Annotated in this window: 15 protein-coding genes; 5 read left to right on the top strand and 10 right to left on the bottom strand. The window is 67.7% G+C overall.

Going from position 1 to position 22169, the window contains the following annotated elements:
* Positions 1 to 179 precede the first annotated feature (179 nt).
* Positions 180 to 1112, top strand: a complete 933-nt coding sequence (locus CKCBHOJB_RS05890) for a mechanosensitive ion channel family protein (protein ID WP_281051083.1) — start codon at positions 180 to 182, stop codon at positions 1110 to 1112.
* Between the two features lie 16 nt (positions 1113 to 1128).
* Here CKCBHOJB_RS05890 and dnaE read toward each other — a convergent pair whose 3' ends face one another.
* The 4 genes from dnaE to CKCBHOJB_RS05870 form a co-directional block, all read right to left on the bottom strand.
* Positions 1129 to 4653 (bottom strand): DNA polymerase III subunit alpha, encoded by a 3525-nt coding sequence (dnaE, locus tag CKCBHOJB_RS05885; protein ID WP_281051082.1) that lies wholly within the window; start codon positions 4651 to 4653, stop codon positions 1129 to 1131.
* Between the two features lie 128 nt (positions 4654 to 4781).
* A complete protein-coding gene (locus CKCBHOJB_RS05880; RefSeq protein WP_281051081.1) occupies positions 4782 to 5756 on the bottom strand; it encodes a quinone oxidoreductase in 975 nt (324 codons plus the stop codon).
* Between the two features lie 35 nt (positions 5757 to 5791).
* Complete coding sequence (locus CKCBHOJB_RS05875) at positions 5792 to 7033, bottom strand: phospholipase A (RefSeq protein ID WP_281051080.1); 1242 nt, start codon at positions 7031 to 7033, stop codon at positions 5792 to 5794.
* 104 nt (positions 7034 to 7137) lie between these two features.
* The gene (locus tag CKCBHOJB_RS05870; protein WP_281051079.1) at positions 7138 to 9432 is read right to left on the bottom strand and encodes an NADP-dependent malic enzyme; all 2295 of its coding nucleotides are present in this window, start codon (positions 9430 to 9432) and stop codon (positions 7138 to 7140) included.
* A gap of 347 nt (positions 9433 to 9779) precedes the next feature.
* Here CKCBHOJB_RS05870 and CKCBHOJB_RS05865 point away from each other — a divergent pair, with 347 nt between their 5' ends.
* Positions 9780 to 10559, top strand: a complete 780-nt coding sequence (locus tag CKCBHOJB_RS05865) for a ParA family protein (protein WP_281051078.1) — start codon at positions 9780 to 9782, stop codon at positions 10557 to 10559.
* 18 nt (positions 10560 to 10577) lie between these two features.
* Here CKCBHOJB_RS05865 and CKCBHOJB_RS05860 read toward each other — a convergent pair whose 3' ends face one another.
* Together CKCBHOJB_RS05860 and CKCBHOJB_RS05855 are read right to left on the bottom strand one after the other, a co-directional pair.
* Positions 10578 to 11654 carry an AI-2E family transporter gene (locus tag CKCBHOJB_RS05860; RefSeq protein ID WP_281051077.1) on the bottom strand — a complete coding sequence of 359 codons (1077 nt, stop codon included), beginning with the start codon at positions 11652 to 11654 and terminating at the stop codon, positions 10578 to 10580.
* Entirely contained in the window at positions 11651 to 12994 is a 1344-nt protein-coding gene (locus CKCBHOJB_RS05855; protein WP_281051076.1) for a hemolysin family protein, read from the bottom strand. The genes CKCBHOJB_RS05860 and CKCBHOJB_RS05855 overlap by 4 nt, the downstream gene beginning before the upstream one ends.
* A 367-nt stretch (positions 12995 to 13361) precedes the next feature.
* Here CKCBHOJB_RS05855 and CKCBHOJB_RS05850 point away from each other — a divergent pair, with 367 nt between their 5' ends.
* Both CKCBHOJB_RS05850 and CKCBHOJB_RS05845 read left to right on the top strand, forming a co-directional pair.
* A complete protein-coding gene (locus tag CKCBHOJB_RS05850) occupies positions 13362 to 14339 on the top strand; it encodes a TerC family protein (protein WP_281051075.1) in 978 nt (325 codons plus the stop codon).
* 116 nt (positions 14340 to 14455) lie between these two features.
* Entirely contained in the window at positions 14456 to 15262 is an 807-nt protein-coding gene (locus CKCBHOJB_RS05845) for an ion transporter (RefSeq protein WP_281051074.1), read from the top strand.
* 15 nt (positions 15263 to 15277) lie between these two features.
* Here CKCBHOJB_RS05845 and CKCBHOJB_RS05840 read toward each other — a convergent pair whose 3' ends face one another.
* The 3 genes from CKCBHOJB_RS05840 to alaS all read right to left on the bottom strand — a co-directional run bounded on the left by CKCBHOJB_RS05840 (position 15278) and on the right by alaS (position 19415).
* Complete coding sequence (locus CKCBHOJB_RS05840) at positions 15278 to 15607, bottom strand: FKBP-type peptidyl-prolyl cis-trans isomerase (protein ID WP_281051073.1); 330 nt, start codon at positions 15605 to 15607, stop codon at positions 15278 to 15280.
* Between the two features lie 122 nt (positions 15608 to 15729).
* Positions 15730 to 16647 (bottom strand): restriction endonuclease, encoded by a 918-nt coding sequence (locus CKCBHOJB_RS05835; RefSeq protein ID WP_281051072.1) that lies wholly within the window; start codon positions 16645 to 16647, stop codon positions 15730 to 15732.
* Positions 16648 to 16793: 146 nt separating this feature from the next.
* Positions 16794 to 19415, bottom strand: a complete 2622-nt coding sequence (gene alaS, locus CKCBHOJB_RS05830; protein WP_281051071.1) for an alanine--tRNA ligase — start codon at positions 19413 to 19415, stop codon at positions 16794 to 16796.
* A gap of 154 nt (positions 19416 to 19569) precedes the next feature.
* Between alaS and CKCBHOJB_RS05825 the strand changes: the two genes are divergently transcribed.
* A complete protein-coding gene (locus CKCBHOJB_RS05825; RefSeq protein WP_281051070.1) occupies positions 19570 to 20121 on the top strand; it encodes a cob(I)yrinic acid a,c-diamide adenosyltransferase in 552 nt (183 codons plus the stop codon).
* 43 nt (positions 20122 to 20164) lie between these two features.
* Here the strand turns inward: CKCBHOJB_RS05825 and CKCBHOJB_RS05820 are convergent, their stop codons facing one another.
* Positions 20165 to 22165: an ABC transporter ATP-binding protein gene (locus CKCBHOJB_RS05820; RefSeq protein ID WP_281051069.1), complete on the bottom strand. Its 2001-nt coding sequence runs from the start codon at positions 22163 to 22165 to the stop codon at positions 20165 to 20167.
* Positions 22166 to 22169 lie beyond the last annotated feature (4 nt).

Below are 22169 nucleotides of genomic sequence, written 5' to 3'. Positions count from 1 at the left end.
ACCGCCGGCCGCCACCGGCCTGTTGCCCTGTTATAATGGCAAGTCGCTGAAATCAAAAAAGATTCGGACGCCCCGCCATCCTCAGGGCGATCCCCATCGATTCCCTGCACACGTATCGGGATGCACCGCGTCTGGTCATCGACCGGACCGCGGCCGCGCCAGCGTGTGAAGCCTTGGAAATGAAGACGCCCGACCCCGCCTCCATTCTCGCGCCCTGGCTGCGCACCGCGATCGGCTTCGCCGTACTGGTGCTGACGGCGGTGTTCGCCGAACCGCTGATCGGGCTGCTGCCCTCCGGCCTTGTCGAGCACGCCTGGCTCGAGCCGCTGCGCAATGCCGCCATCGCCCTGGCGACTTTCGCCGGTGCGCATCTCGTGCACTCACTGGTGGCGACCCGGCTCGCGCAGCGCCGCAAGGGCCAGCGGCCGGTGCCCAAGGTGCTGCTCGACCTGTTCAGGGTGTTCCTGTTCTCACTGGCCCTGCTGGTCGCCCTGTCCCTGCTGTTCCGCCAGGATCTGTCGGGCATCCTCACCGGTTCGGGGCTGGTGCTGGCCGTGCTTGGCTTCGCCATCCGCAACGTCGTCGCCGACACCTTGTCGGGCATCGCGCTCGGCATCGAGGCGCCGTTCCGCATGGGCGACTGGGTGCGGATCGAGACCCTGGCGCAGGGTCGGGTGCAGGAAATCGGCTGGCGAACGACGCGGCTCGTCACCCGCGACAGCACCTACGTGATCCTGCCCAACAGCCAGGTCTCGCGCCAGCGCATCACCAATTTCAGCGCGCCGCGCAAGGAATACCGCGACCACGCCGAACTGACCCTGCCGGTGGACCTGGCGGTGGCCGATGCCAAGGCACTGATCCTGGAGGCACTGCAGGGCGCGGAGAGCATCGTCGAGGACAGGCCGCCGGAGGCCGAGGTTGTCCACTATGGCCCTCAGGGCATCACCTACCGCGTGAAATACTGGGTGCCGCAGCACGATCGCGAGCCGGTCTGCCGCAACGAGGTGTTCAGCCTGATCGATGCGGCGCTGCGCGCACGGGGCACGCCACTCGTGCAGGCGCCGACGATCTGCGCGGAATGCAGGGCCGCTCGCAACGAGCCCGCTCCGTGAGCACGAGCCGGCGCGCTCAGGGGTAGAGCACCTCGACCGCCTCCGGCGGCAGCCACTCGCGCAGGCCCTCGAGCAGGGCGTCGTCCAGTCGCACCCGCCATTCGTCGCCCAGGGGCAGTTCGGCCTCGGCGCTCGCGTTGCGGTAGCTGACCCGGATCGGGCAGCCACCTTCACGGAAGGGCTCGAGCAGCGTCTGCAGCCTGCCGGCGGCACTCACCGCGCCGCCGCTGGCCGCCACTTCGCCGTTGATGCGCAGTTGCAGGGCGCGCGCGAAACGGCTGCGCGCCTCGCCCAGCGTCAGCAGGCGGTCGGCGATGATGCGCAGGCCGCCCGAGAAGTCGTCGTTGCTGACCTTGGCCTCGACCACCAGCACCTCGTCGGTGACGATCTTGCCGCGGCTGGCGTCGAGCACCTCGGAATACACCGTGACTTCCCGCGGCTCGGTGCCGTCGTCGATCTGCACGAAAGCCATCTTGCCGCGGTTGCCGACCTTGGTGCGCTGCTCCATCACCACGCCGGCCAACATCGTGATGTCGCGCGAGGGCTCGAGCTGGGCCAGCGTGCGGCGCACGAAGCGGCGCACCTCGGGCTTGAACGCGTTGAAGGGATGGCCGGAGAGGAAGAAGCCGATCGCGAGCTTTTCCTCCTTGAGGCGCTCGCGCTCGGTCCACGGGCGGATCTTCGCGAATGCGGGCGCCGCGCCCGCAGCTTCCGGCATCAGGTCGAAGAGGCCGCCCTGCATCGCATTGGCCGCCGCCTGCTCGGCCGCCTCCATCGCCAGCGCCACGGTCGCCATCAGCTGCGCGCGGTCGAGGCCGGCGTGGCCGGCCAAGGTGTCCATGGCGCCAGCGCGGATCAGCGCCTCGATCACGCGGCGATTCACCATGCGCCGATCGACGCGCTCGCAGAAATCGAACAGGTCGCGGAAGTCGCCGCCCTTCTGCCGCGCGGCCAGGATCGCGCGCACCGCGGGCTCGCCCACGCCCTTCACCGCCCCCAGGCCGTAGCGGATGGTCTTGCGATCCACCGGCACGAAGCGGTAGTCGGAGGCGTTCACGTCGGGCGGCAGCACCGCGATCCCGTTGGCGACCGTGTCCTCGTAGAAGATCTTGACGGTGTCGGTGTTGTCCAGGTCTGACGACATCGTCGCCGCCATGAAGGCCGCGCAGTGGTGCGCCTTGAGCCAGGCGGTGTGGTAGGTGACCACCGCGTAGGCCGCGGTGTGCGACTTGTTGAAGCCGTACTCCGCGAACTTGGTCATCAGGTCGAAGAGCTGCTCGGCCAGCGCCGGGTCGTAGCCCTTCTGCTTCGCGCCCTCGGCGATGGTGGCGCGGTGCTTGGCCATCTCCTCGGGCTTCTTCTTGCCCATCGCACGGCGCAGCATGTCGGCGCCGCCCAGGGTGTAGCCGCCGATGATCTGGCTGATCTGCATCACCTGTTCCTGATACACGATGACGCCGTAGGTCGGCTCCAGACAGGCTTTCAGGTCGGGGTGGAAGTAGTCGATCTCCTGCTGGCCCTTCTTGCGCAGGATGAAGTCGTCCACCATGCCCGAGCCGAGCGGGCCGGGCCGGTAGAGCGCAAGCACCGCGATGATGTCCTCGAAGCGGTCGGGGGCGAGCTTCTTCAGCAGCTTCTTCATGCCGTCCGATTCGACCTGGAAGATCGCCGTGGTGTTGGCGTCCTTCAGGATCTGGTAGGCGGCGGGGTCCTCGAAGCCCAGGCTCATCAGGTCGGGCCGGCTGCCGGTCATGCGCTCGATGTATTCCAGCGCGAGCTCGATGATGGTGAGGTTGCGCAGGCCGAGGAAGTCGAACTTCACCAGGCCGACGGCCTCGACGTCGTCCTTGTCGAACTGCGACACCGGCGTGGCATCCTCGCCGTCGGCGATGTAGAGCGGACAGAAGTCGGTGAGCTTGCCGGGCGCGATCAGCACGCCACCAGCGTGCATGCCGACGTTGCGGGAGAGGCCCTCCAGGGGCTGCGCCAGGCTCCACAGGTCGCGCACCGATTCGCCGTCGTTGCCGTCGGCCATCATCTCGCCGATCTGCGGCTCCATCTCGTAGGCCTTGTTCAGCGAGACCGGCTTGGCGCCCTCGATCGGGATCAGCTTGGACAGCCGGTCGCACAGGCCGTAGGGCAGGTCGAGCACGCGGCCGACGTCGCGCACCACCGCCTTCGAGGCCATGGTGCCGAAGGTGGCGATCTGGCTCACCGCGTCCTTGCCGTAGCGCTCGCGCACGTACTCGATGACGCGGTAGCGGTTGTCCTGGCAGAAGTCGATGTCGAAGTCGGGCATCGACACCCGCTCCGGGTTCAGGAAGCGCTCGAACAGCAGCGCGTATTCCAGCGGGTCGAGGTCGGTGATATCGAGCGAATAAGCCACCAGCGAGCCGGCACCCGAGCCGCGGCCCGGGCCCACCGGCACGCCGTTCTTCTTTCCCCAGCGGATGAAGTCGGCCACGATCAGGAAGTAGCCCGGGAAGCCCATCTGGATGATGGTGTCGGTCTCGAACTTCAGCCGCTCCTCGTAGCGCGGGCGCTGCTTCTCGCGCTCCTCGGGGTGCGGATAGAGCTGGGCGAGACGGCGCTCGAGGCCGACCTTGGCCTCCTGCACCAGGAAGTCGTCCAGCGTCATGCCTTCGGGGGTCGGGAACAGCGGCAGGAAGTTCTTGCCCAGCTGCACCGTCAGCGAGCAGCGGCGCGCGATCTCGACCGCGTTCTCGAGCGCCTCGGGCAGATCGGCGAACAGTTCGCACATCTCCGCCTGGCTCTTGAGGTACTGCTCCTCGGTGAAGTCGCGCGGCCGGCGCTTGTCGGCGAGCACGTAGCCCTGGGCGATGCACACCCGCGCCTCGTGGGCCTTGAAGTCCTCGCGCTTGAGGAACTGCACCGGATGCGTCGCCACCACCGGCAGGCCGAGGCGGCCGGCGATGTCCACCGCGTGGCGGATGTAGGTCTCGGTGCCGGGATGGCCGGCACGCTGGATCTCGATGTAGAAGGCGTCCGGAAACAGCCGCGCCCAGTCGGCGGCGAGCTGCTCGGCGAGGGCGAGGTTACCGGCCGCGATCGCCGCGCCGATGTCGCCGCTCATCGCCCCCGACAGGCACAGCAGCTCGCTCGCGGCGCCGTTCTCGAACCACTCGCGGCGCATCTCGGCGCGGCCGCGGTGCTTGTTCTCGAGGTAGGCGCGGGTCAGCAGTTCGCACAGCTGGCCGTAGCCGGCGCGGTTTCGGCAGATCAGCAGCACCCGCTGCGGCTTGTCGCGCTCGACCTCGTTCTGGATCCAGGCATCGACGCCGACGATGGGCTTGACGCCCTTGCCGCGCGTGCCCTTGTAGAACTTGACCATGCCGAACAGGTTGGCGAGGTCGGAGATGCCGAGCGCCGGCATGCCGTCGTCGGCCGCCGCGGCGATCGCCTGGTCGAGCTGGACGATGCCGTCGGTGATCGAGTATTCGGAATGGAGACGGAGGTGCACGAAGCGCGGAGCGCTCGGCACGAAACCCGGTTCGGCCGGGGTATGGGCTGCGGAATTCATGGCGCGGATTTTACCCGACGCAGGCGCCCTGCCCGCGCCCGATCACCGCCGATCGAGCGCGCCTTGCGTCGGCCCGCCGCGCCGCCGGCAAGCAGCGGTGCGGCCTCGACGCGCCGTCGCATGCGTCCTCAGGGCAGCAGCACCGTCGAGCCGGTGGTCCGGCGCGCCTCCAGGTCGCGATGCGCCTGCGCGGCGTCCCTCAGCGCATAACGCTGCATCACCTCGATCTTCACCTTGCCACTGCGCACCACCTCGAACAGCGCCGCAGCGCGCTCGAGCAACTCCTCGCGGGTGGCGATGTAGTCGGGCAGGCCCGGACGGGTCACGTAGACCGAGCCGGCCTTGTGCAGCAGCGCGCAGTCGAAGGGCGCGACCGGCCCGGTGGCGTTGCCGTAGCTCACCATCGTGCCGCGGCGCTGCAGGCAGGCGACCGAGTCGAGGAAGGTGTCACGACCGACCGAGTCGTAGACGACCGCCACGCCCTTGCCGCCGGTGAGCTCGCGCACGCGCGCGGGAAACTGCTCGCGCGAATAGACGATCACGTGCTCGCAGCCCAGCGCCTTCGCGCGTGCCGCCTTGTCGTCGTTGCCGACGGTGCCGATCACGGTGGCGCCGAGCAGCTTCGCCCACTGCACCAGGATCGAACCCACGCCGCCGGCGGCCGCGTGCACCAGGATGGTCTCGCCCGCCTTCACCGGGTAGGTGGAATGCAGCAGGTAGTGCGCGGTGATGCCCTGCAGCATCATCGCCGCGCCCTGCTCGAAGGAAATGTCCTCGGGCAGCACGACCAGGTTGCGCGCCGGGATGTTGCGCACCTCGGAATAGGCGTCGAGCGGGCCATTGGTGTAGGCGACGCGGTCGCCCGCCTTCACCTCGCTCACGCCCTCGCCCACCGCCTCGACCACACCCGCGCCTTCCATGCCGAGGCCTGAGGGCAGCGGCAGCGGATACAGGCCGCTGCGGTGGTAGGTGTCGATGAAGTTCAGGCCCACCGCGTGATGGCGCAGGCGAACCTCGCCGGGGCCGGGCGGCGGCGGCTCGACCGCCTCCCACTGCAGGACCTCGGGACCGCCGGTGTGGTGAAAACGGATCGCATGACTCATGCGTGATCTCCTCGTCTTTCGTTGCAGGTGGACGCTCAGCGTACCAGCGAAATCCCCAGCCGGTACTGCGTCTCCTTGTCCTGGTCGTATTCGAGCAGGGTCTCGCCGTAGCCCTTGAAGGCCTGCAGGTGGACGAAGGCGCCCACGCCCGAGAACACGCTGCGCCGGACCGGGTACGACAGGTCGTACTGGGTGCCGAGCTTGCCGGCCGTGCCGCGGCGGATCAGCGTCGAGAACACCAGCGCGTCGTCGCGCCCCAGGCGCAGGCCGAGCTCGGCATGGCCGCGGTAACGCGCGATGTCCGGATTGTCCTCGCGGTCGAGGTAGGTCCACAACTTCGGCGCGATGCCCAGGTAGGTGCCGGAGTCGTCCAGCCGGAAGCGCGCATCCGCACGCAGGAACAGCGTGTCGATGCTGCGCGAGGGCATGTCCTCCTTGCCGTTGGATTCGTGCTCGTAGCCACCGTAGAGCGCGAGCGCCCCACGCTTGTCGGGGTCGTCGACCGCCCAGCGGTAGAAGAACGAAGGGCGGAAGCTGGAGTCGCGGAAGGGCTTGGACTCGGACTGCAGGTCCCACAGCGAGGTCTGGGTGAAGCCGAAATAAAGCCCGCTCGCCACCGGGAAACTCTCGGCGACCACGCCGTGGTCGTCGAAGATGCGGTAGCGGAAGCTGAACTGGAAGCGCGCACTGACCGGATCCTTGCCACCGACGAGGAAGTACATCGGCTCATGGAAACCAAGCGCGGAGGGCTCGACCGGGGCCGCGTCGGCCGGCGCCTCCGCCACCGCCCCCATCGGCGCCACTGCCGACGCGGGAGTCGCCGCCACCACGCCTGCCGGCGCCGCGGCCGCTTCGGCTGCCATCGGTGCGGTCGGGAACCGGGCCGGCGCGGCCACCCGGGTCGCCGCGCCGGCGTCGAGCAGCAGGCGCGCCGAGGCGTGATCGGCGAGCGCGAGCGTCGCCACCCCGGTGATCTCCATCGGCCAGCGTGCGAAGTAGCGGCGCTGGCGCGCGTTCGCGTCCGTCTTGCCGATCGCCACCAGTTCGAGCGCGATGCGCGGAGCACCGCCGGGCAGCTCGATGCTCGCCGGCAGCCGTGCCGGCCAGTTCGCCGACCGGCCCTCGCCGATCACCACCACCTCGAAGCGCTGGCCGGGCACGACCTGCAGGTTCGGCGCCGCGAGCAACCAGTCGGCGGCAAGCGCCGACGGCGCGGACAGGCACAGCATCCCGGCCAGCAGCAACGGAGGCAGGGAAAGAGCAGATCGATTCTTCATGGTGTTTTCGGTACGACGGAAACGAAGCGGGGCAACCCCTTGCAGGGCTGCCCCCAGCGCCCGGAGCGGGCCAGGCGCGGCGCATGCGCCGCGCGCATGCCGGATCAGGCGCCGCTGTTGCGCGACTCCTTGGCATCGACCACCGCCAGCGCGGTCATGTTCACCAGGCGGCGCACGGTAGCCGAGGGCGTCACGATGTGCACCGGCTTGGCGGCGCCGAGCAGGATCGGACCCACCGACACGCCGTCGCCGTTGGCCATCTTCATCAGGTTGAAGGAGATGTTGGCGGCATCGAGGTTGGGCATCACCAGCAGGTTGGCCTCGCCCTTGAGGTCGGAGTCCGGATGCAGCTTGTCGCGCATCTCCTGCGACAGTGCGGCATCGCCGTGCATCTCGCCATCGACGTTGAGGTCGGGCGCGGTGGCGTGCAGGATCTCGCAGGCACGGCGCATCTTGCGTGCGGAGGCCGAGTTCGAGCTGCCGAAGTTCGAGTGCGACAGCAGCGCCACGCTCGGCTCGATGCCGAAGCGGCGCAGCTCGTCGGCCGCCATGCGCGCGATCTCGGCCACTTCCTCGGCGCTCGGATTCTCGTTCACGTAGGTGTCGGTGATCGCCAGCATGCGCTTGGTCAGCAGCAGCAGGTTCATCGCCGCGAACTGCTTGGCGCCCGGCGCCAGGCCGATGACGTCGGCCACCTGCTTGAGGTGGTAGTCGTAGGTACCGACGGTGCCACACACCATCGCATCGGCGTCGCCGCGGCGCAGCAGCATCACACCGATCAGCGTGGTGTCGCGACGCACCCTGGACTTGGCCACGTCGGGGGTGACGCCGTCACGGCTCATCAGCTTGTAGTACTCGGTCCACAGCTCGCGGTAGCGCGGATCGGACTCGGGGTTGACGACCTCGAAGTCGCGCTCGGGCTTGAGGTTGAGGCCGATCTTCTTGATCCGCATCTCGATGACTTCGGGACGACCGATCAGGATCGGGCGCGCCAGGCCCTCGTCCAGCACCACGCGCACGGCGTGCAGCACACGCTCGTCCTCGCCCTCGGCGTAGATCACCCGCTTCTGCGCCATCGGCACCGCCTTGGCGGCCGAGAACACCGGCTTCATGACGATGCCGGACTGGTACACGAAGCCGGTCAGGCTGGTGACGTAGGCATCGAAATCGGTGATCGGCTTGGTCGCCACGCCGGAATCCATCGCCGCCTTCGCCACCGCGGGCGCGATCTTGACGATCAGGCGCGGATCGAAGGGCTTGGGGATGATGTACTCGGGGCCGAAGCTGAGCTCCTGGCCGCCGTAGGCGCTGGCGACGATGTCGCTGGCCTCGGCCTCGGCCAGCTCGGCGATCGCCTTCACGCAGGCGAGCTTCATCTCCTCGTTGATCGTGGTCGCGCCCACATCGAGCGCACCGCGGAAGATGAAGGGAAAGCACAGCACGTTGTTGACCTGGTTCGGGAAGTCCGAACGGCCGGTGGCGATGATGCAGTCCGGGCGCACCGCCTTGGCGTCGGCCGGCAGGATCTCGGGGTTCGGGTTGGCGAGCGCGAAGATCAGCGGCTTGTCGGCCATCTTCGCCACCATCTCGGGCTTGAGCACGCCCGCGGTGGACAGGCCGAGGAAGACGTCGGCGCCGACGATCGCGTCACCCAGCGTGCGTGCCTCGGTCGTCTGCGCATAGCGCGCCTTGGTCGGCTCCATGTTGGGCTCGCGGCCCTCGAAGATGACGCCCTTGGAATCGCAGACGGTGATGTTCTCGCGCTTGAGGCCGAGGCTGACCATCAGGTCGAGGCAGGCGATCGCCGCCGCGCCGGCACCCGAGCACACCAGCTTGACCGTGCCGATGTCCTTGCCGATGACCTTGAGACCGTTCAACAGGCCCGCCGCGGAGATGATCGCGGTGCCGTGCTGGTCGTCGTGGAAGACCGGGATCTTCATGCGCTCGCGCAGCTTCTTCTCGATGTAGAAGCACTCGGGCGCCTTGATGTCCTCGAGGTTGATGCCGCCCAGCGTGGGCTCGAGCGCGGCGATGATCTCGATCAGCTTGTCGGGGTCGTTCTCCGCCAGCTCGATGTCGAACACGTCGATGTTGGCGAATTTCTTGAACAGGCAGCCCTTGCCTTCCATGACCGGCTTGGAGGCGAGCGGGCCGATGTTGCCGAGGCCGAGCACCGCGGTGCCGTTGGTGACCACGGCCACCAGGTTGCCGCGACTGGTGAGCTCGAAGGCTTCGGCGGGATCGGCGACGATCGCGTCGCAGGCCGCGGCCACGCCCGGCGAGTAGGCGAGCGCGAGGTCACGCTGGTTGGTGAGGCCCTTCGTCGGCACGACCGAAATCTTGCCGCGCGTGGGCGAGCGGTGATAGTCGAGCGCAGCAGTGATGAAATCCTGATCCATGTTCTCCCCTCTCGGAACGCTGAGGTCTATGTTGTGGCTGTATGGTGAGGCCGCACCGATCCGCGCGGATCGGCGCAGCGCGTGCCGGCCGGGCAGCGCGGACACGGGTCCATCGTTCGGGATGTTCGCAAGGGCTTTCTTGTTGTGCACGCCGGAGCGGCGCGGGAACGGCCTCGATTGACGTCGCAGAAGTTTAGCGCAGCCACCCCCCCTTTGGCAGGGCCGCCGTGTAATGCCGCGTATCACGCGGCATGAAGGAGCCGCCCCGGCGTCCCCCGCTTTTGGCAGAATGCGGGCTCCGCGCGGCGATCGCACCGCGCCCGACAAAACAACATGGGGAGAGCTACATGCGGCGAGTGGTGTTCAATCAGAAGGGCGGCGTCGGCAAATCGACGATCACCTGCAACCTGGCAGCGATCAGCGCCCAAAAGGGCAAGCGCACCCTCGTCGTCGACCTCGATCCGCAGGGCAACTCCACCCAGTACCTGCTCGGCGCCAGCGGCGAGGACCTCGAGGCAACGCTCGCCGACTTCTTCGACCAGACGCTGAACTTCAAGCTCAACCCGCGCGACACCGCGGAATTCGTCGTCGCCACGCCCTTCGAGGGTCTGCACGTGATGCCCTCGCACCCGCAGCTCGAGGAGCTGCAGTCCAAGCTCGAATCGCGCTACAAGATCTACAAGCTGCGCGACGCGCTGGAAGAGCTCGCGGAAGACTTCGACTGCGTGTACATCGACACTCCGCCGGCGCTGAACTTCTTCACCCGTTCGGCGCTGATCGCCGCCGACGCCTGCCTGATCCCCTTCGACTGCGACGAGTTCTCGCGCAAGGCGCTGTACTCGCTGCTCGAGAACGTGCAGGAGATCAAGTCCGACCACAACCGCAAGCTCGCCGTCGAGGGCATCGTGGTCAACCAGTTCCAGCCGCGCGCCAGCCTGCCGCAGAAGATGGTGCAGGATCTGATCAAGGAAGGCCTGCCGGTGCTCGAGCCCTACCTGTCCGCCTCGGTGAAGATCAGGGAATCGCACGAGCAGGCCAAGCCGATGATCCACCTCGACCCGAAGCACAAGCTGTCGCAGGAGTTCGTCGCCCTGCACGACACGCTGGCGCGCAAGTACGGTACCTGAGGCGTCGCGAGCAGGCTTTCAGCGCGGCGGCGCGAGACGGTCGAGTTCGGACTCCTCCAGCCACTCGCGCCACACCGCCATCAGCACCGCCAGCACCACCGGGCCGAGGAACAGGCCGACCAGTCCGAATGCCGCCAGCCCGCCGAGCACGCCGAACATCACCAGCAGGAAGGGGATGCGGGTGGCGTTGCTGATCACCAGCGGGCGGACGAGGTTATCGACCCAGCTCACCACCAGCGTGCCCCACAGCAAGAGGCCGACGCCCTCGACGGTCTGCCCGCTCATCAGCAACCACACCCCGATCGATCCCCACGCGAACGGGGTACCGAAAGGAATCATCGCGATCACCGCGGTGATCGCGCCCATCAGCACCGGCGCCGGCACCCCCGCCCACCAGTACCCCAGCCCGGCGACGATACCCTGCCCGATCGCGGTCGCGATCAGCCCCCACACGACCGCCTTGGTCATGCCGCCCACCGCGGCGAGGTAGGAGTCGAGCCGCTCGCCGAGGAAGCGGCGCAGCACCGCCACCACCTGCTCGAGGACGCGCTCGCCGTCGCGATACAGGAAGAACACCGTGATCAGCGCGAAGCCGAGCTTGGCGGCGTTGCGCCCGACGTCGCCGATCAGCGCCACCACCAGGTTGCTGCCCTCGCGCACCCATTCGGTGAGCTGGGCGCGCAGCGCCTCGGGGTCGCGGGTGAGCTCGCCCACCATCGCCTGCAGGTCGTCGCCGATCCACGGCAGCGTGCGGATGAAGTCCGGCAGCACGAAGGCACCCTCGCGGATCTGCGTCGTGACCGCGGCGATCGCCACCCCGACCTCGGTGCGCAGCAACATGCCGATCCACAGCGCCGGCAGCACGAAGGCGGCACTCAACAGCAGCGTCATCAGCAGCGCACTCAGCGTCGGGTAGCGGCGCAGCCCGGCGCGCAGGCGGCGGAAAGCCGGCCAGGTCGCATAGGCGATGATCACCGCCCACGCCACCGGGACGATGAACATGTGCAGCACCGCATAGCTCAGCAGCAGCAGGCCGCCGAGCAGCAAGCCGAGGATGACGCGGCGGACGACCTTTTCCGCGACCTGGTCGATCATGCCTCGCCGTCCGGCTCGCCGGAGGCCGCCTCCTGCTCGGCACCGACCGCCTCCGCCGCATCGGGCAGACGGGTGGCCAGCACCTTGTCTATGCGCTTGCCATCGAGGTCGACGACCTCCAGCCGCCAGCTCTCCCAGGTGGCGACGTCGCCGGTGTTGGGCAGGCGGCCAAGCAGCCACATCACCATCCCCGACAGGGTGTGGTAGCGGCCCTTCTCCTCTTCCGGCACCGCCTTGATGCCCAAGCGGTCCTTGAGTTCGACGATCGGGATCAGGCCATCGAGCAGCCACGAGCCATCCTCGCGCTGCACCGCCCACGCCTCCTCGGTGTCGTGCGGCAGGAACTCGCCGGTCACCGACTCGATCACGTCGTGCAGCGTGACCATGCCCTGCACCTCGCCGTACTCGTCGATCACGAACACCGTGTAGGTGCCCGAGGCGCGGAACTGGTCGAGCAGCTCCATCCCGGTCAGCGATTCCGGCACGTACACGGCCGGCTGCAGGTTCCCGGTGAGGTCGATCGGTTCCTCGCGCAGCATCTGGGTGAAGATCTTCTTGGCGCTGACGATGCCGAGGATCTCGTCGAGCCCGCCGCGGCACACGGGGAAGCTGGAATAGGACGAGGACGCCACCAGCTCGAGGTTCTCCTCCAGCGGCCGGACGAGGTCGAGCGCGACGATGTCCGAGCGCGGCACCATCAGCGAGGCGATCTGGCGGTCGTCGAGGCGGAACACGTTGCGCACCATGTCGTGCTCGCTCTTCTCTATCACGCCCGCCTCGGAGCCCTCGACCAGCATGGCGTGGATCTCCTCCTCGGTCACGCTCGGCCCGCCCAGCTCGCGCTGGCCCATCAGGCGCAGCAGCAGCGCGGTCGAGCCGGCCAGCAGATGCACGAAGGGGCGCGAGGCGATCGACAGCACGTTCATCGGCCGCGCCACCAGGCGGGCAATGCCTTCCGGGTTGATCTGACCGATGCGCTTGGGGACGAGCTCGCCGACCACGATCGACACGTAGGTGATCACCACGACCACCAGCACGGTCGAGCCGACCTCGCTGGTGCGCCGCTCCATGCCCAGGGTCTGCAGCCACTCCGCAAGCGGGCCCGCGAGGGCCGCCTCGCCGACGATACCGTTGAGGATGCCGATCGAGGTGATGCCGATCTGGATCGTGGACAGGAAGCGGGTCGGATCCTCGCCGAGCTTGATCGCCACCTCGGCCGAGCTGTCGCCCTCCTCGGCAAGCCGCGCGAGCCGCGCCCGGCGCGCGGTGACGAGCGCGATCTCGGACATGGCGAAGACACCGTTGAGCACGATGAGTGCGATCAGAAAGACGATTTCCATGGAGTCGGGCAAGAGAAGGGGATGCGCCGGCCCCGCGCAGTGCCAAGCGGGCGATCCGGTCGCCATCGATCATGCCCCAGCCGGCACGGGGTGTCGACCTCGCGGCCGCAACGGCGTTCGCACGCATCGCTTGACATTACCGCAGCGCAACAGACACACTCGCGCCCATCAAGGGGAGTAGCTTTTCCGCTCCGGCATCGTCATCACGGCAGATCGGTCGCCAGACCGTCTCCCGGTGCCGGAGGCAACGGCCGTATCCGTTGCAAGCGAGACCTTGCCCGAGGGGCAAGGTCCGTGCAGCGCTGGCACGCAGGGGTCTGTGTCCTTCGGGAACAGGCCCTTTTTGTTTTTGTGTGCGGAGCGCGCGATGGAATCGATCGGAACGTGGTGGATGTGGGCGGCCTTTGCCGCCATCGTGGTAACGATGCTGCTGGTGGACCTGTTCGCCTTCGGCGGCGGCAAGCAGCACCGGGTGTCCCTGAAGGAAGCGGCGGGCTGGTCGCTCGCCTGGGTCACGGTGGCGATGCTGTTCGCCGCCGGGCTGTGGTGGTACCTGGACGGCACGCTCGGGCGTGCAGTCGCCAACGAGCAGACGACCGCCTTCGTCACCGGCTACCTGGTCGAGAAATCGCTCGCGGTCGACAACGTCTTCGTGTGGATGATGATCTTCAGCTTCTTTGCGGTTCCGCTGGAGCTGCAGCGCCGCGTGCTGCTGTACGGCATCGTCGGCGCGATCGCGCTGCGCACGATCATGATCTTCGCCGGCAGTTGGCTGATCAGCGAGTTCCACTGGCTGCTCTACGTCTTCGGCGCCTTCCTGATCGTCACCGGCATCAAGATGGCGTGGTTCTCCGAGCACGACCCGGACCTGGAGACGAACCCCCTCATCCGCTGGATCCGCAACCACTACCCGGTCACAGAGAAGCTCGAAGGCGAGCGCTTCTTCGTGATGCGTAACGGCGTACGCATGATGACGCCGCTCTTCCTCGCCCTGGTGCTGGTCGAGATCTCCGACGTGATCTTCGCGGTCGACAGCATCCCGGCGATCTTCGCCATCACCACCGACCCCTTCATCGTGCTGACCTCGAACCTGTTCGCCATCCTCGGCCTGCGCGCGATGTACTTCCTGCTCGCCGACCTCGGCGACCGCTTCGAGCTGCTCAAGTACGGCCTGGCGGCGATCCTGGTCTTCATCGGCACCAAGATGCTGATCGTCGAGTGGTTCAAGATCCCGGTGCTGGTGTCGTTGTCGGTGGTGGCCACCATCCTCGCGTGCTCGGTGTTCGCAAGCCTGTGGTACTCCGCGCGCAAGACCAGGGAAGCCGCCCCGACCCGCACGAGCTGAAGAAGATCGGGCGGGATGGCGTGGGGCGGGGGCTGCGCAAGGGCCGTCCCCGCCCGGCCATCGCACCACACCATCCCGCCCCTCATTCCTGAACCCCAAAGCATCCAACTCGCGAAATGACCGCAAGTCTTCAACGCCTCGTCGAATCTGCCGCCTTCCAGCGCTTCGTCATCATCGTGATCGTCATCAACGCGATCACCCTCGGCCTCGAGACCTCGTCCGCCGCCATGGCGACGGCCGGCGGCGTGCTGCTCGCGCTCGACCGCGCCGCGCTCGCGGTGTTCGTGGTCGAGCTCGCGCTCAAGCTCTTCGTCTATCGCCTGCGCTTCTTCCGCAGCGGCTGGAACGTGTTCGACTTCACCATCGTCGCGATCACGCTCGCCCCCACCGGCGAGGGCCTGCAGGTGCTGCGCTCGCTGCGCATCCTGCGCGCGCTGCGCCTGGTGTCGGTGGTGCCGTCGATGCGCAAGGTGGTGAGCGCGCTGCTCAGGGCCATCCCCGGCATGGGCTCGGTGATCACCCTGCTGCTGCTCGTGTTCTACGTCGCCGCGGTGATGACGACCAAGCTCTTCGGCGCCAGCTTCCCGGAGTGGTTCGGCAGCATCGGCGCCTCGTTCTACACCCTGTTCCAGGTCATGACCCTGGAGTCGTGGTCGATGGGCATCGCCCGCCCGGTCATGGAGGCCTACCCTTACGCGTGGATCTTCTTCGTGCTGTTCATCCTGCTGACCACCTTCGCGGTGCTCAACCTCTTCATCGCCATCGTCGTCGACTCGATGAGCGCGGTGGAGCACGAGGAGCAGGAGCAGACCCGGGAGCTGGTCAGTGTCGACCACGATGCAGTGCTCACCGAACTGCGCGCGATCCGCGCCGAGCTGGCAGAACTGCGGCACGCCGGCGACGGGCCCCCGCCGGGCGCATGAGCCACCCGCCCGCCTTCAGCGCTTCACTTCGAGCAGCTCGATGACGAAGTTGAGCGTGCTGTCGGGCGGAATCTTCCCAGCCACGCCGCGACTGCCGTAGGCCGTTTCCGGCGGGCACACGATGCGCACCGCGCCGCCCGGCGACATCTGCTGCAGCACTTCCTTCCAGCACGGAATCAGCGCCTCCAGCGGCAGCTCCGCCGGCCGCCCGCGGCCGTAGGAGCTGTCGAACTCCTTGCCGTCGGCGAGCGTGCCCTGGTAATGCACGCGCACGACGTCGGCCAGCGTCGGCGAGCGCGAGCCGTCGCCCTGGCGCCAGATTTCGACGCTGACGCCCGAAGGCAATATCGTCGTTTGTGGCCCTGCGGAAAAGGCAGGAGGCACTGCCAGTAATGCTAGAAACGCTATGAGTCGAGCCATGAGCCACCCCATAAATCTAACTGCGCAAGCCTGCCGACACCGCTGCTCTAGTCGCCTTCGAAATAGTCGGAGTCCACTTTCTTCAACTCATAGACACCGAGCATCGACACGCCGACATTGTGATCCACCATCAGCGTGGCAAGGCGTTCGCCGTCCAGCAGAATGATCTTCGTGTTGATGATGCTGGCGTACTCTTCCGCTTCTCGGCTGAAATTTGAAGTGGTGATGAAGACCCCTTTGGTCGCTCTTTGCCCTTGAAGGGCTCCAGCGAACTTCTGGATTTCAGGCCGACCGACAGTCCCCTCCCATCGCTTGGCCTGAATGTAGATCGCATCGAGTCCAAGCTTGTCCTCTTTGATGATGCCGTCAATGCCACCATCACCACTCTTGCCAATGGCTCGACCAGCATCACGCCGCGAACCACCGTAACCCATCGATACAAGCAGATCGATCACCAGCCGTTCAAAAAACGCCGGTGATGAGGCTTTTACCTGATCAAGCAGGTCGGCTTCGAGACTCTTCCGGAGCTTTTGATAGGCCGCGGCAAGCGCATCCTCCGGAGTGAGATCTTCGTTCACAGCTTCAGCCTGCTCGCGCGTTTCGCCTTCGCCTCGTTCGCGTCTTCGATTGCGAAATGCCAGGAAAGCCTCGTAGCGCTCAAGCGTCGAGGTATCAATTCGATCCGGCGCTCGGGCAAGTAGCTCAACCCCGGACTCAGTGATCCTGAAGATGCCCCGCTTTACCGACTTAATCAGACCAGCCTGCTTGAGGTAGGTCCTTGCCCAGCCCACTCGGTTATCGAAAATAGGCGCAGTACCACTCGGAAGAAGTTCGCCGCGCTCGGCATCCGTCAATCCGAACTGTGCAGCCAAGTACTCCACTGCATCACGAAAACGGTGTTCCCCGCCATCACCGGCGAGGCGCAGCAAAGGGAGCATTAGCGTTTGGTAGTCGGGAATCGGCATTGGCAATTTGGTGTTGGGGCTGGCATGAGCAAGCCCGCTCGGGTGCCCCACGGAGTGCCCGCTTGGCCTGAAAAAGGCATAGCTCAATTCGATCGCAGCTCCCCCACGACAGCGAGTGTCGTGGGGCTGTGCTCAAAGCAAAACGCTTACAGCTTCCCGGCGACCCACTCCTTGACCCCCGCCAGCGCCGCCGGCAGGTTCTCCGGCTGGGTGCCGCCGGCCTGGGCCATGTCGGGGCGGCCGCCGCCCTTGCCGCCGACCTGCTGGGCGACGAAGTTCACCAGCTCGCCGGCCTTGACCTTGGCGGTCTGGTCGGCGGTGACGCCGGCGATCAGACTGACCTTGCCCTCGGCCACGCTCGCCAGCACGATCGCGGCCGACTTGAGCTTGTCCTTGAGCTTGTCCATGGTGTCGCGCAGGGTGGGCACGTCGGCGCCTTCGAGCAGCGCTGCGAGCACCTTGATGCCACCGACCTCGACCGCCTGGCTCACCAGCTCGTCGCCCTGGCTGGCGGCGAGCTTGGCCTTGAGGCGGGCGAGCTCCTTCTCCAGCGCGCGCACGTTGTCGAGGATGCCGGCGACGCGCTCGGCGACCTCGTCGGGCTGGACCTTGAGCAGCGCGGACATGCCCTGCACGCGGCGCTCCTGCTCCTGTGCGTAGCGCAGCGCGTTCTCGCCGGTGATCGCCTCGACGCGGCGGACGCCGGCGGCGACGCCGCCTTCGGACACGATCTTGAACAGGCCGATGTCGCCGGTGCGTGCCACATGGGTGCCGCCGCAGAGTTCCTGGGTGCTGCCGATGGACAGCACGCGCACCTCGTCGCCGTACTTCTCGCCGAACAGCATCATCGCGCCGGTCTTCTGCGCCGCCTCCAGGGCCATCAACTCGGCCTTGGTATCCGTGTTGGCAAGGATCTCGCGGTTGACGATCTCCTCGACCTCGCGGATCTCCTCGGCGCTCATCGGCGCGGTGTGGGCGAAGTCGAAGCGGGTCTTGTCGGGGTCGACCAGCGAGCCCTTCTGCTGCACGTGGGTGCCGAGCACCTCGCGCAGCGCCTTGTGCATGAGGTGGGTGACCGAGTGGTTGCGCGCGGTGGCGGCGCGGGCGGCAACATCGACCCGGGCGACCACGCCCTGCCCCACGGAGAGCTTGCCGGTGCGCACCACACCGTGGTGGCCGAACACCGCGGCCTGGATCTTCTGCGTGTCCTCCACCCCGAAGATGCCGGCCGCAGCGCGCAGTTCACCGCGGTCGCCAACCTGGCCGCCGGATTCGGCATAGAAGGGGGTGTGGTCGAGCACGACCACACCCATCTCGCCCTCGAGCAGCTCATTGACTGGGGCGCCGTCCTTGTACAGCGCGAGGATGTTGCCTTTCTCCTCCAGCATCGTGTAGCCGTGGAAGGTGGTCTCTGGGCCGTCGTATTCCAGGTTGGCCGCCATCTTGAACTTGCCGGCGGCGCGCGCCTGCTCCTTCTGGCGCGCCATCGCGGCATCGAAGGCGACGGCATCGACGGTGACCTCGCGCTCGCGGCAGATGTCGGCGGTGAGGTCGAGCGGGAAGCCGAAGGTGTCGTGCAGCTTGAAGGCGGTGTCGCCGTCGAAGACCTTCTTGCCCGCGGCTTCCATCGCGGCGAGCTCGGACTCGACGATGGCCATGCCGTTCTCGATGGTGGCGAAGAAGCGCTCTTCCTCCTGGCGCAGCACGTCCATGATGCGGCGCTCGCCGTCCTTGAGCTCGGGATAGGCAGCGCCCATCTCGGCCACCAGGTCCGGCACCATCCTGTGGAAGAAGGCGGCGCGCGCACCCAGCTTGTAGCCGTGGCGGATGGCGCGGCGGATGATGCGGCGCAGCACGTAGCCGCGACCCTCGTTGCCCGGGATCACGCCGTCGGCGATCAGGAAGGAGCAGGCGCGGATGTGGTCGGCCAGCACCTTCAGCGAGGGCGAGTCCATGTCGGCGCCGGAGGTCTCGCGCGCCGCGGCCCTGATCAGCGCCTGGAACAGGTCGATCTCGTAGTTGGCGTGCACGTGCTGCAGCACCGCCGAGATGCGTTCCAGGCCCATGCCGGTGTCGACCGAGGGCTTGGGCAGCGGATGCATCACGCCCTGCTCGTCACGGTTGAACTGCATGAACACGTTGTTCCAGATCTCGATGTAGCGGTCGCCGTCTTCCTCGGGCGATCCCGGAGGGCCACCCCAGATGTGCGGGCCGTGGTCGTAGAAGATCTCGGTGCACGGGCCGCAGGGGCCGGTGTCGCCCATCATCCAGAAGTTGTCCGAGGCGTAGCGCGCGCCCTTGTTGTCGCCGATGCGGATCACGCGCTCGGCGGGCACGCCGACTTCCTTCGTCCAGATGTCGTAGGCCTCGTCGTCCTCGGCATACACCGTGACCCACAGCTTGTCCTTGGGCAGCTTGAAGACCTCGGTGAGCAGCTCCCAGGCGTACGAGATGGCGTCGCGCTTGAAGTAGTCGCCGAAGCTGAAGTTGCCCAGCATCTCGAAGAAGGTATGGTGGCGCGCGGTGTAGCCGACGTTCTCGAGGTCGTTGTGCTTGCCGCCGGCGCGCACGCACTTCTGCGAGGTGGTGGCGCGCGTGTAGGGCCGCTTGTCGAAGCCGAGGAACACGTCCTTGAACTGGTTCATGCCAGCGTTGGTGAACAGCAGCGTCGGGTCCTCGTGCGGCACGAGCGAGCTGGAGGCCACGATCTGGTGGCCCTTGGATTCGAAGAACTTCAGGAAGGCTTCGCGGATTTCGGCGGATTTCATGGAAGTTTGCGTGTTTTCTGGACGATATGCCCGGGCTGCAGGCGAATGCGCAAGTTTATCATGAGCTTAAGCGCACCAATTGGCGCGCCGCGGTGCACCGGCCTTCGCCTATAATTGACGCGAACGTCAACCAACCACGGGACACGAGCACACCATGGGTAATCGCCTCTCCAAGATCTACACCCGCACCGGCGACGCCGGCACCACCGGCCTGGGCGACGGCAAGCGCGTCTCCAAGAACAGCCTGCGCATCCACGCCCTGGGCGAGGTCGACGAGACCAACGCCATCATCGGCCTGCTGCTGTGCGAGGAACTGCCCGAGGATGTGCGTACGCTGCTGACCAACGTGCAGCACGACCTGTTCGATCTCGGCGGCGAGGTGTGCATCCCCGGCATGAGCATGATCACCGGCAAGCAGGTCACGCATCTGGAAGAGGAACTCGACCGCTTCAACGAGGATCTCGAGCCGCTGAAGGACTTCATCCTGCCCGGCGGCACCCGCGCCGCCGCCTACGCCCACCATGCCCGCACCGTGTGCCGCCGCGCCGAGCGCGCGCTGGTCGCGCTGGCGCTGGAAGAGGCGGTGAACGACGCCCCGCGCCAGTACCTCAACCGCCTGTCCGACCTGCTGTTCGTGCTCGGCCGCGTACTCAACCGCGCCGGCGGGCGCGGCGACGTGCTGTGGCAGAAGCGCAAGAACGCCTGATCGCCACCGCCGTCCGGCCCTGCGCAGCGCGGGGCTGGCGGCCTCAAGCCTGATCCGTGCCGCGAGCGCTCTGCCCGTCCGGCGCCCCCTGCTCCAGGTAATCGTCCGCCCGGTTCGGTGCCTGGCTGGCCGCCAGCTCGTCGGCGGGTTTCCGCGCACGGTCGCCCTCCTCCCCGCTCACCGCCTGCGCCGCGAGCAGTTCGCGGAACAGCGCGGAGGTCTGCGCCAGCTCCCAGGCGCGCCCGACCGCCTCGATCCGCCCGGCGCGCATCAGGATGACCTCGTCGAAGCGGTCGAGCAGGTGCAGGCGGTGCACCGAGGACACCAGCGCCGCGTCGGCGAAATGTGCGAACAGGCGCTGGTACACCCGCGCCTCGGTCTCCGGATCCAGGCTGCTGGTGGGCTCGTCGAGCAGCAACAGGCTCGCGCCCTCGGCGGCGAGCACGCCGCGCGCGAGCGCCAGGCGCTGGCGCTGGCCGCCGGACCAGTTGGCTCCGCCTTCCACCACCCGCGTCTGCAGCCGGTCCGGCAGGCCTTCGACCACGCTGTCGGCGCAGGCCGCACGCACCGCGGCGTCGACGCGCTCCGCCGCGATCGTTTCCCCGAGCAGCAGGTTTTCCCCCAGCGTGCCGTCGAACATCTCGGCCTGCTGCGGGATCAGGGTCGCCAGCGTGCGCAGCCGGCCCGGCATGTCGGGCTCGCCCCGGCCATCGAGCAGCAGGCGCCCGGCCGTAGGCGCATCCAGCCCGGCGAGCAGGCGCAGCAAGGTGGTCTTGCCGCCGCCGCTCGGGCCGACCAGCGCATAGCGCCGGCCACGGACGAGCTCCAGGCGATCGAGTTCCAGCGCGGCCGCGCGCGCGTCGCCGTGCGCGAAGCGCACGCCCTCGAGCGCCAGCGTCTGCCAGCGCGCGCCCTCCCCCGCCCCGGCGGACTGCGACGGCGCGGCGCCGGTCTGGGCGGCGGTGAACAGCGGCTCGGCCGCGGCGTAGTTGGCGCGCTGGCGGGCGAGCGACTGGAAGTGCGCGGCGATCGCGGTGATCACCCCGCCTGCCTGCTGCGAATACTCGTACACCATGAACACCTTGCCGAGCGCGATCGTGCCCGCAGCGGCCGCAGCGCCTCCTGCCGCGGCGCTGCCGAAGCCGAACACGCCGGCGGCTTCCGCCGCATACACCCCGACCAGCACGCACCACAGCGCGCTGGCGAGCAGGTCCACCGAGCACCACTTGGCCTCGTTGAGCACGATGCTCTTCTTCAGCGGCCCGAACACCGCCAGCAGGCGCTCGCCGATCAGGCGCGCGACGCCCGCCCCCCGGCGCAGCGCGAGCACCGACAGCACGTTGCCCAGCACATCGACCAGTGTTGCCGAATAGGCGCGCTCGGCGCGGTTCTCATCCACCGCGATGCGCATCATCACGCGGTCGAAGCGGGTGATCAGCAGCCCGATCAGCCCGTAGCCGACCATCGCCACCGCGCCCACCAGCGGCGAGATCAGCCACAGCGCGACGATCGGCCCCACCAGGCGCACGGTGTTCTGCAGGTAGATGAACTGGCTCTGCGCGAAGTCGTAGAGCGCGCTGGTGCTCTGCTGCACGCGGTGCGTGGTCTCGCCCGAATGGTGGCGCTCGTGCCAGGCCAGCGGCGCGGCGAGCAGTCGCCCGACCAGCAGCGCCGACAGGCGCTCGCGGACCTTGAGCGCGGCATTGCGCTCGAGGATCCGGCCCGGGCCGTGCAGCACCCAGCTCGCGACGATGACCGCGAACACCATCCCCAGCCAGCGCGCAGCCTCGCTCATCGCCTCCAGCCCGCCGGACTGGATCAGGTTGATCGCGTTGCCGGCGAGCCAGGGCACCGCCAGCTTGAAGAGCTGCGAGGCCAGCAGCAGCAGGAAGGCGAACAGCAGCAGGTGGCGCGCACCCGCAGCGTGCTGCCACAGTGCGCCGTACAGCGCGCCGAGGCTGACCGGGCGCTCGGGCGCGGGCTGCGTCGGGGGCGCGGCAACTGGGGTATCGGTGGCAGGCTGGACCGCAGGGGCGTCTGACATCGGG

The organism is Thauera sp. GDN1, from assembly GCF_029223545.1.
Classification (GTDB): Bacteria; Pseudomonadota; Gammaproteobacteria; order Burkholderiales; family Rhodocyclaceae; genus Thauera.
The sequence above is the reverse complement of the archived record's forward strand: the minus strand, read 5'-3'. Positions and strand labels throughout refer to the sequence as shown.

Coding starts and splice junctions, on each gene's coding strand:
- CKCBHOJB_RS05850 (WP_281051075.1), top strand. CDS start 13,362: ATGGAATCGATCGGAACGTGGTGGATGTGGGCGGCCTTTGCCGCCATC.
- CKCBHOJB_RS05880 (WP_281051081.1), bottom strand. CDS start 5,756: ATGAGTCATGCGATCCGTTTTCACCACACCGGCGGTCCCGAGGTCCTG.
- CKCBHOJB_RS05870 (WP_281051079.1), bottom strand. CDS start 9,432: ATGGATCAGGATTTCATCACTGCTGCGCTCGACTATCACCGCTCGCCC.
- CKCBHOJB_RS05865 (WP_281051078.1), top strand. CDS start 9,780: ATGCGGCGAGTGGTGTTCAATCAGAAGGGCGGCGTCGGCAAATCGACG.
- CKCBHOJB_RS05855 (WP_281051076.1), bottom strand. CDS start 12,994: ATGGAAATCGTCTTTCTGATCGCACTCATCGTGCTCAACGGTGTCTTC.
- alaS (WP_281051071.1), bottom strand. CDS start 19,415: ATGAAATCCGCCGAAATCCGCGAAGCCTTCCTGAAGTTCTTCGAATCC.
- CKCBHOJB_RS05860 (WP_281051077.1), bottom strand. CDS start 11,654: ATGATCGACCAGGTCGCGGAAAAGGTCGTCCGCCGCGTCATCCTCGGC.
- CKCBHOJB_RS05825 (WP_281051070.1), top strand. CDS start 19,570: ATGGGTAATCGCCTCTCCAAGATCTACACCCGCACCGGCGACGCCGGC.
- CKCBHOJB_RS05845 (WP_281051074.1), top strand. CDS start 14,456: ATGACCGCAAGTCTTCAACGCCTCGTCGAATCTGCCGCCTTCCAGCGC.
- CKCBHOJB_RS05875 (WP_281051080.1), bottom strand. CDS start 7,033: ATGAAGAATCGATCTGCTCTTTCCCTGCCTCCGTTGCTGCTGGCCGGG.
- dnaE (WP_281051082.1), bottom strand. CDS start 4,653: ATGAATTCCGCAGCCCATACCCCGGCCGAACCGGGTTTCGTGCCGAGC.
- CKCBHOJB_RS05890 (WP_281051083.1), top strand. CDS start 180: ATGAAGACGCCCGACCCCGCCTCCATTCTCGCGCCCTGGCTGCGCACC.
- CKCBHOJB_RS05835 (WP_281051072.1), bottom strand. CDS start 16,647: ATGCCGATTCCCGACTACCAAACGCTAATGCTCCCTTTGCTGCGCCTC.
- CKCBHOJB_RS05820 (WP_281051069.1), bottom strand. CDS start 22,165: ATGTCAGACGCCCCTGCGGTCCAGCCTGCCACCGATACCCCAGTTGCC.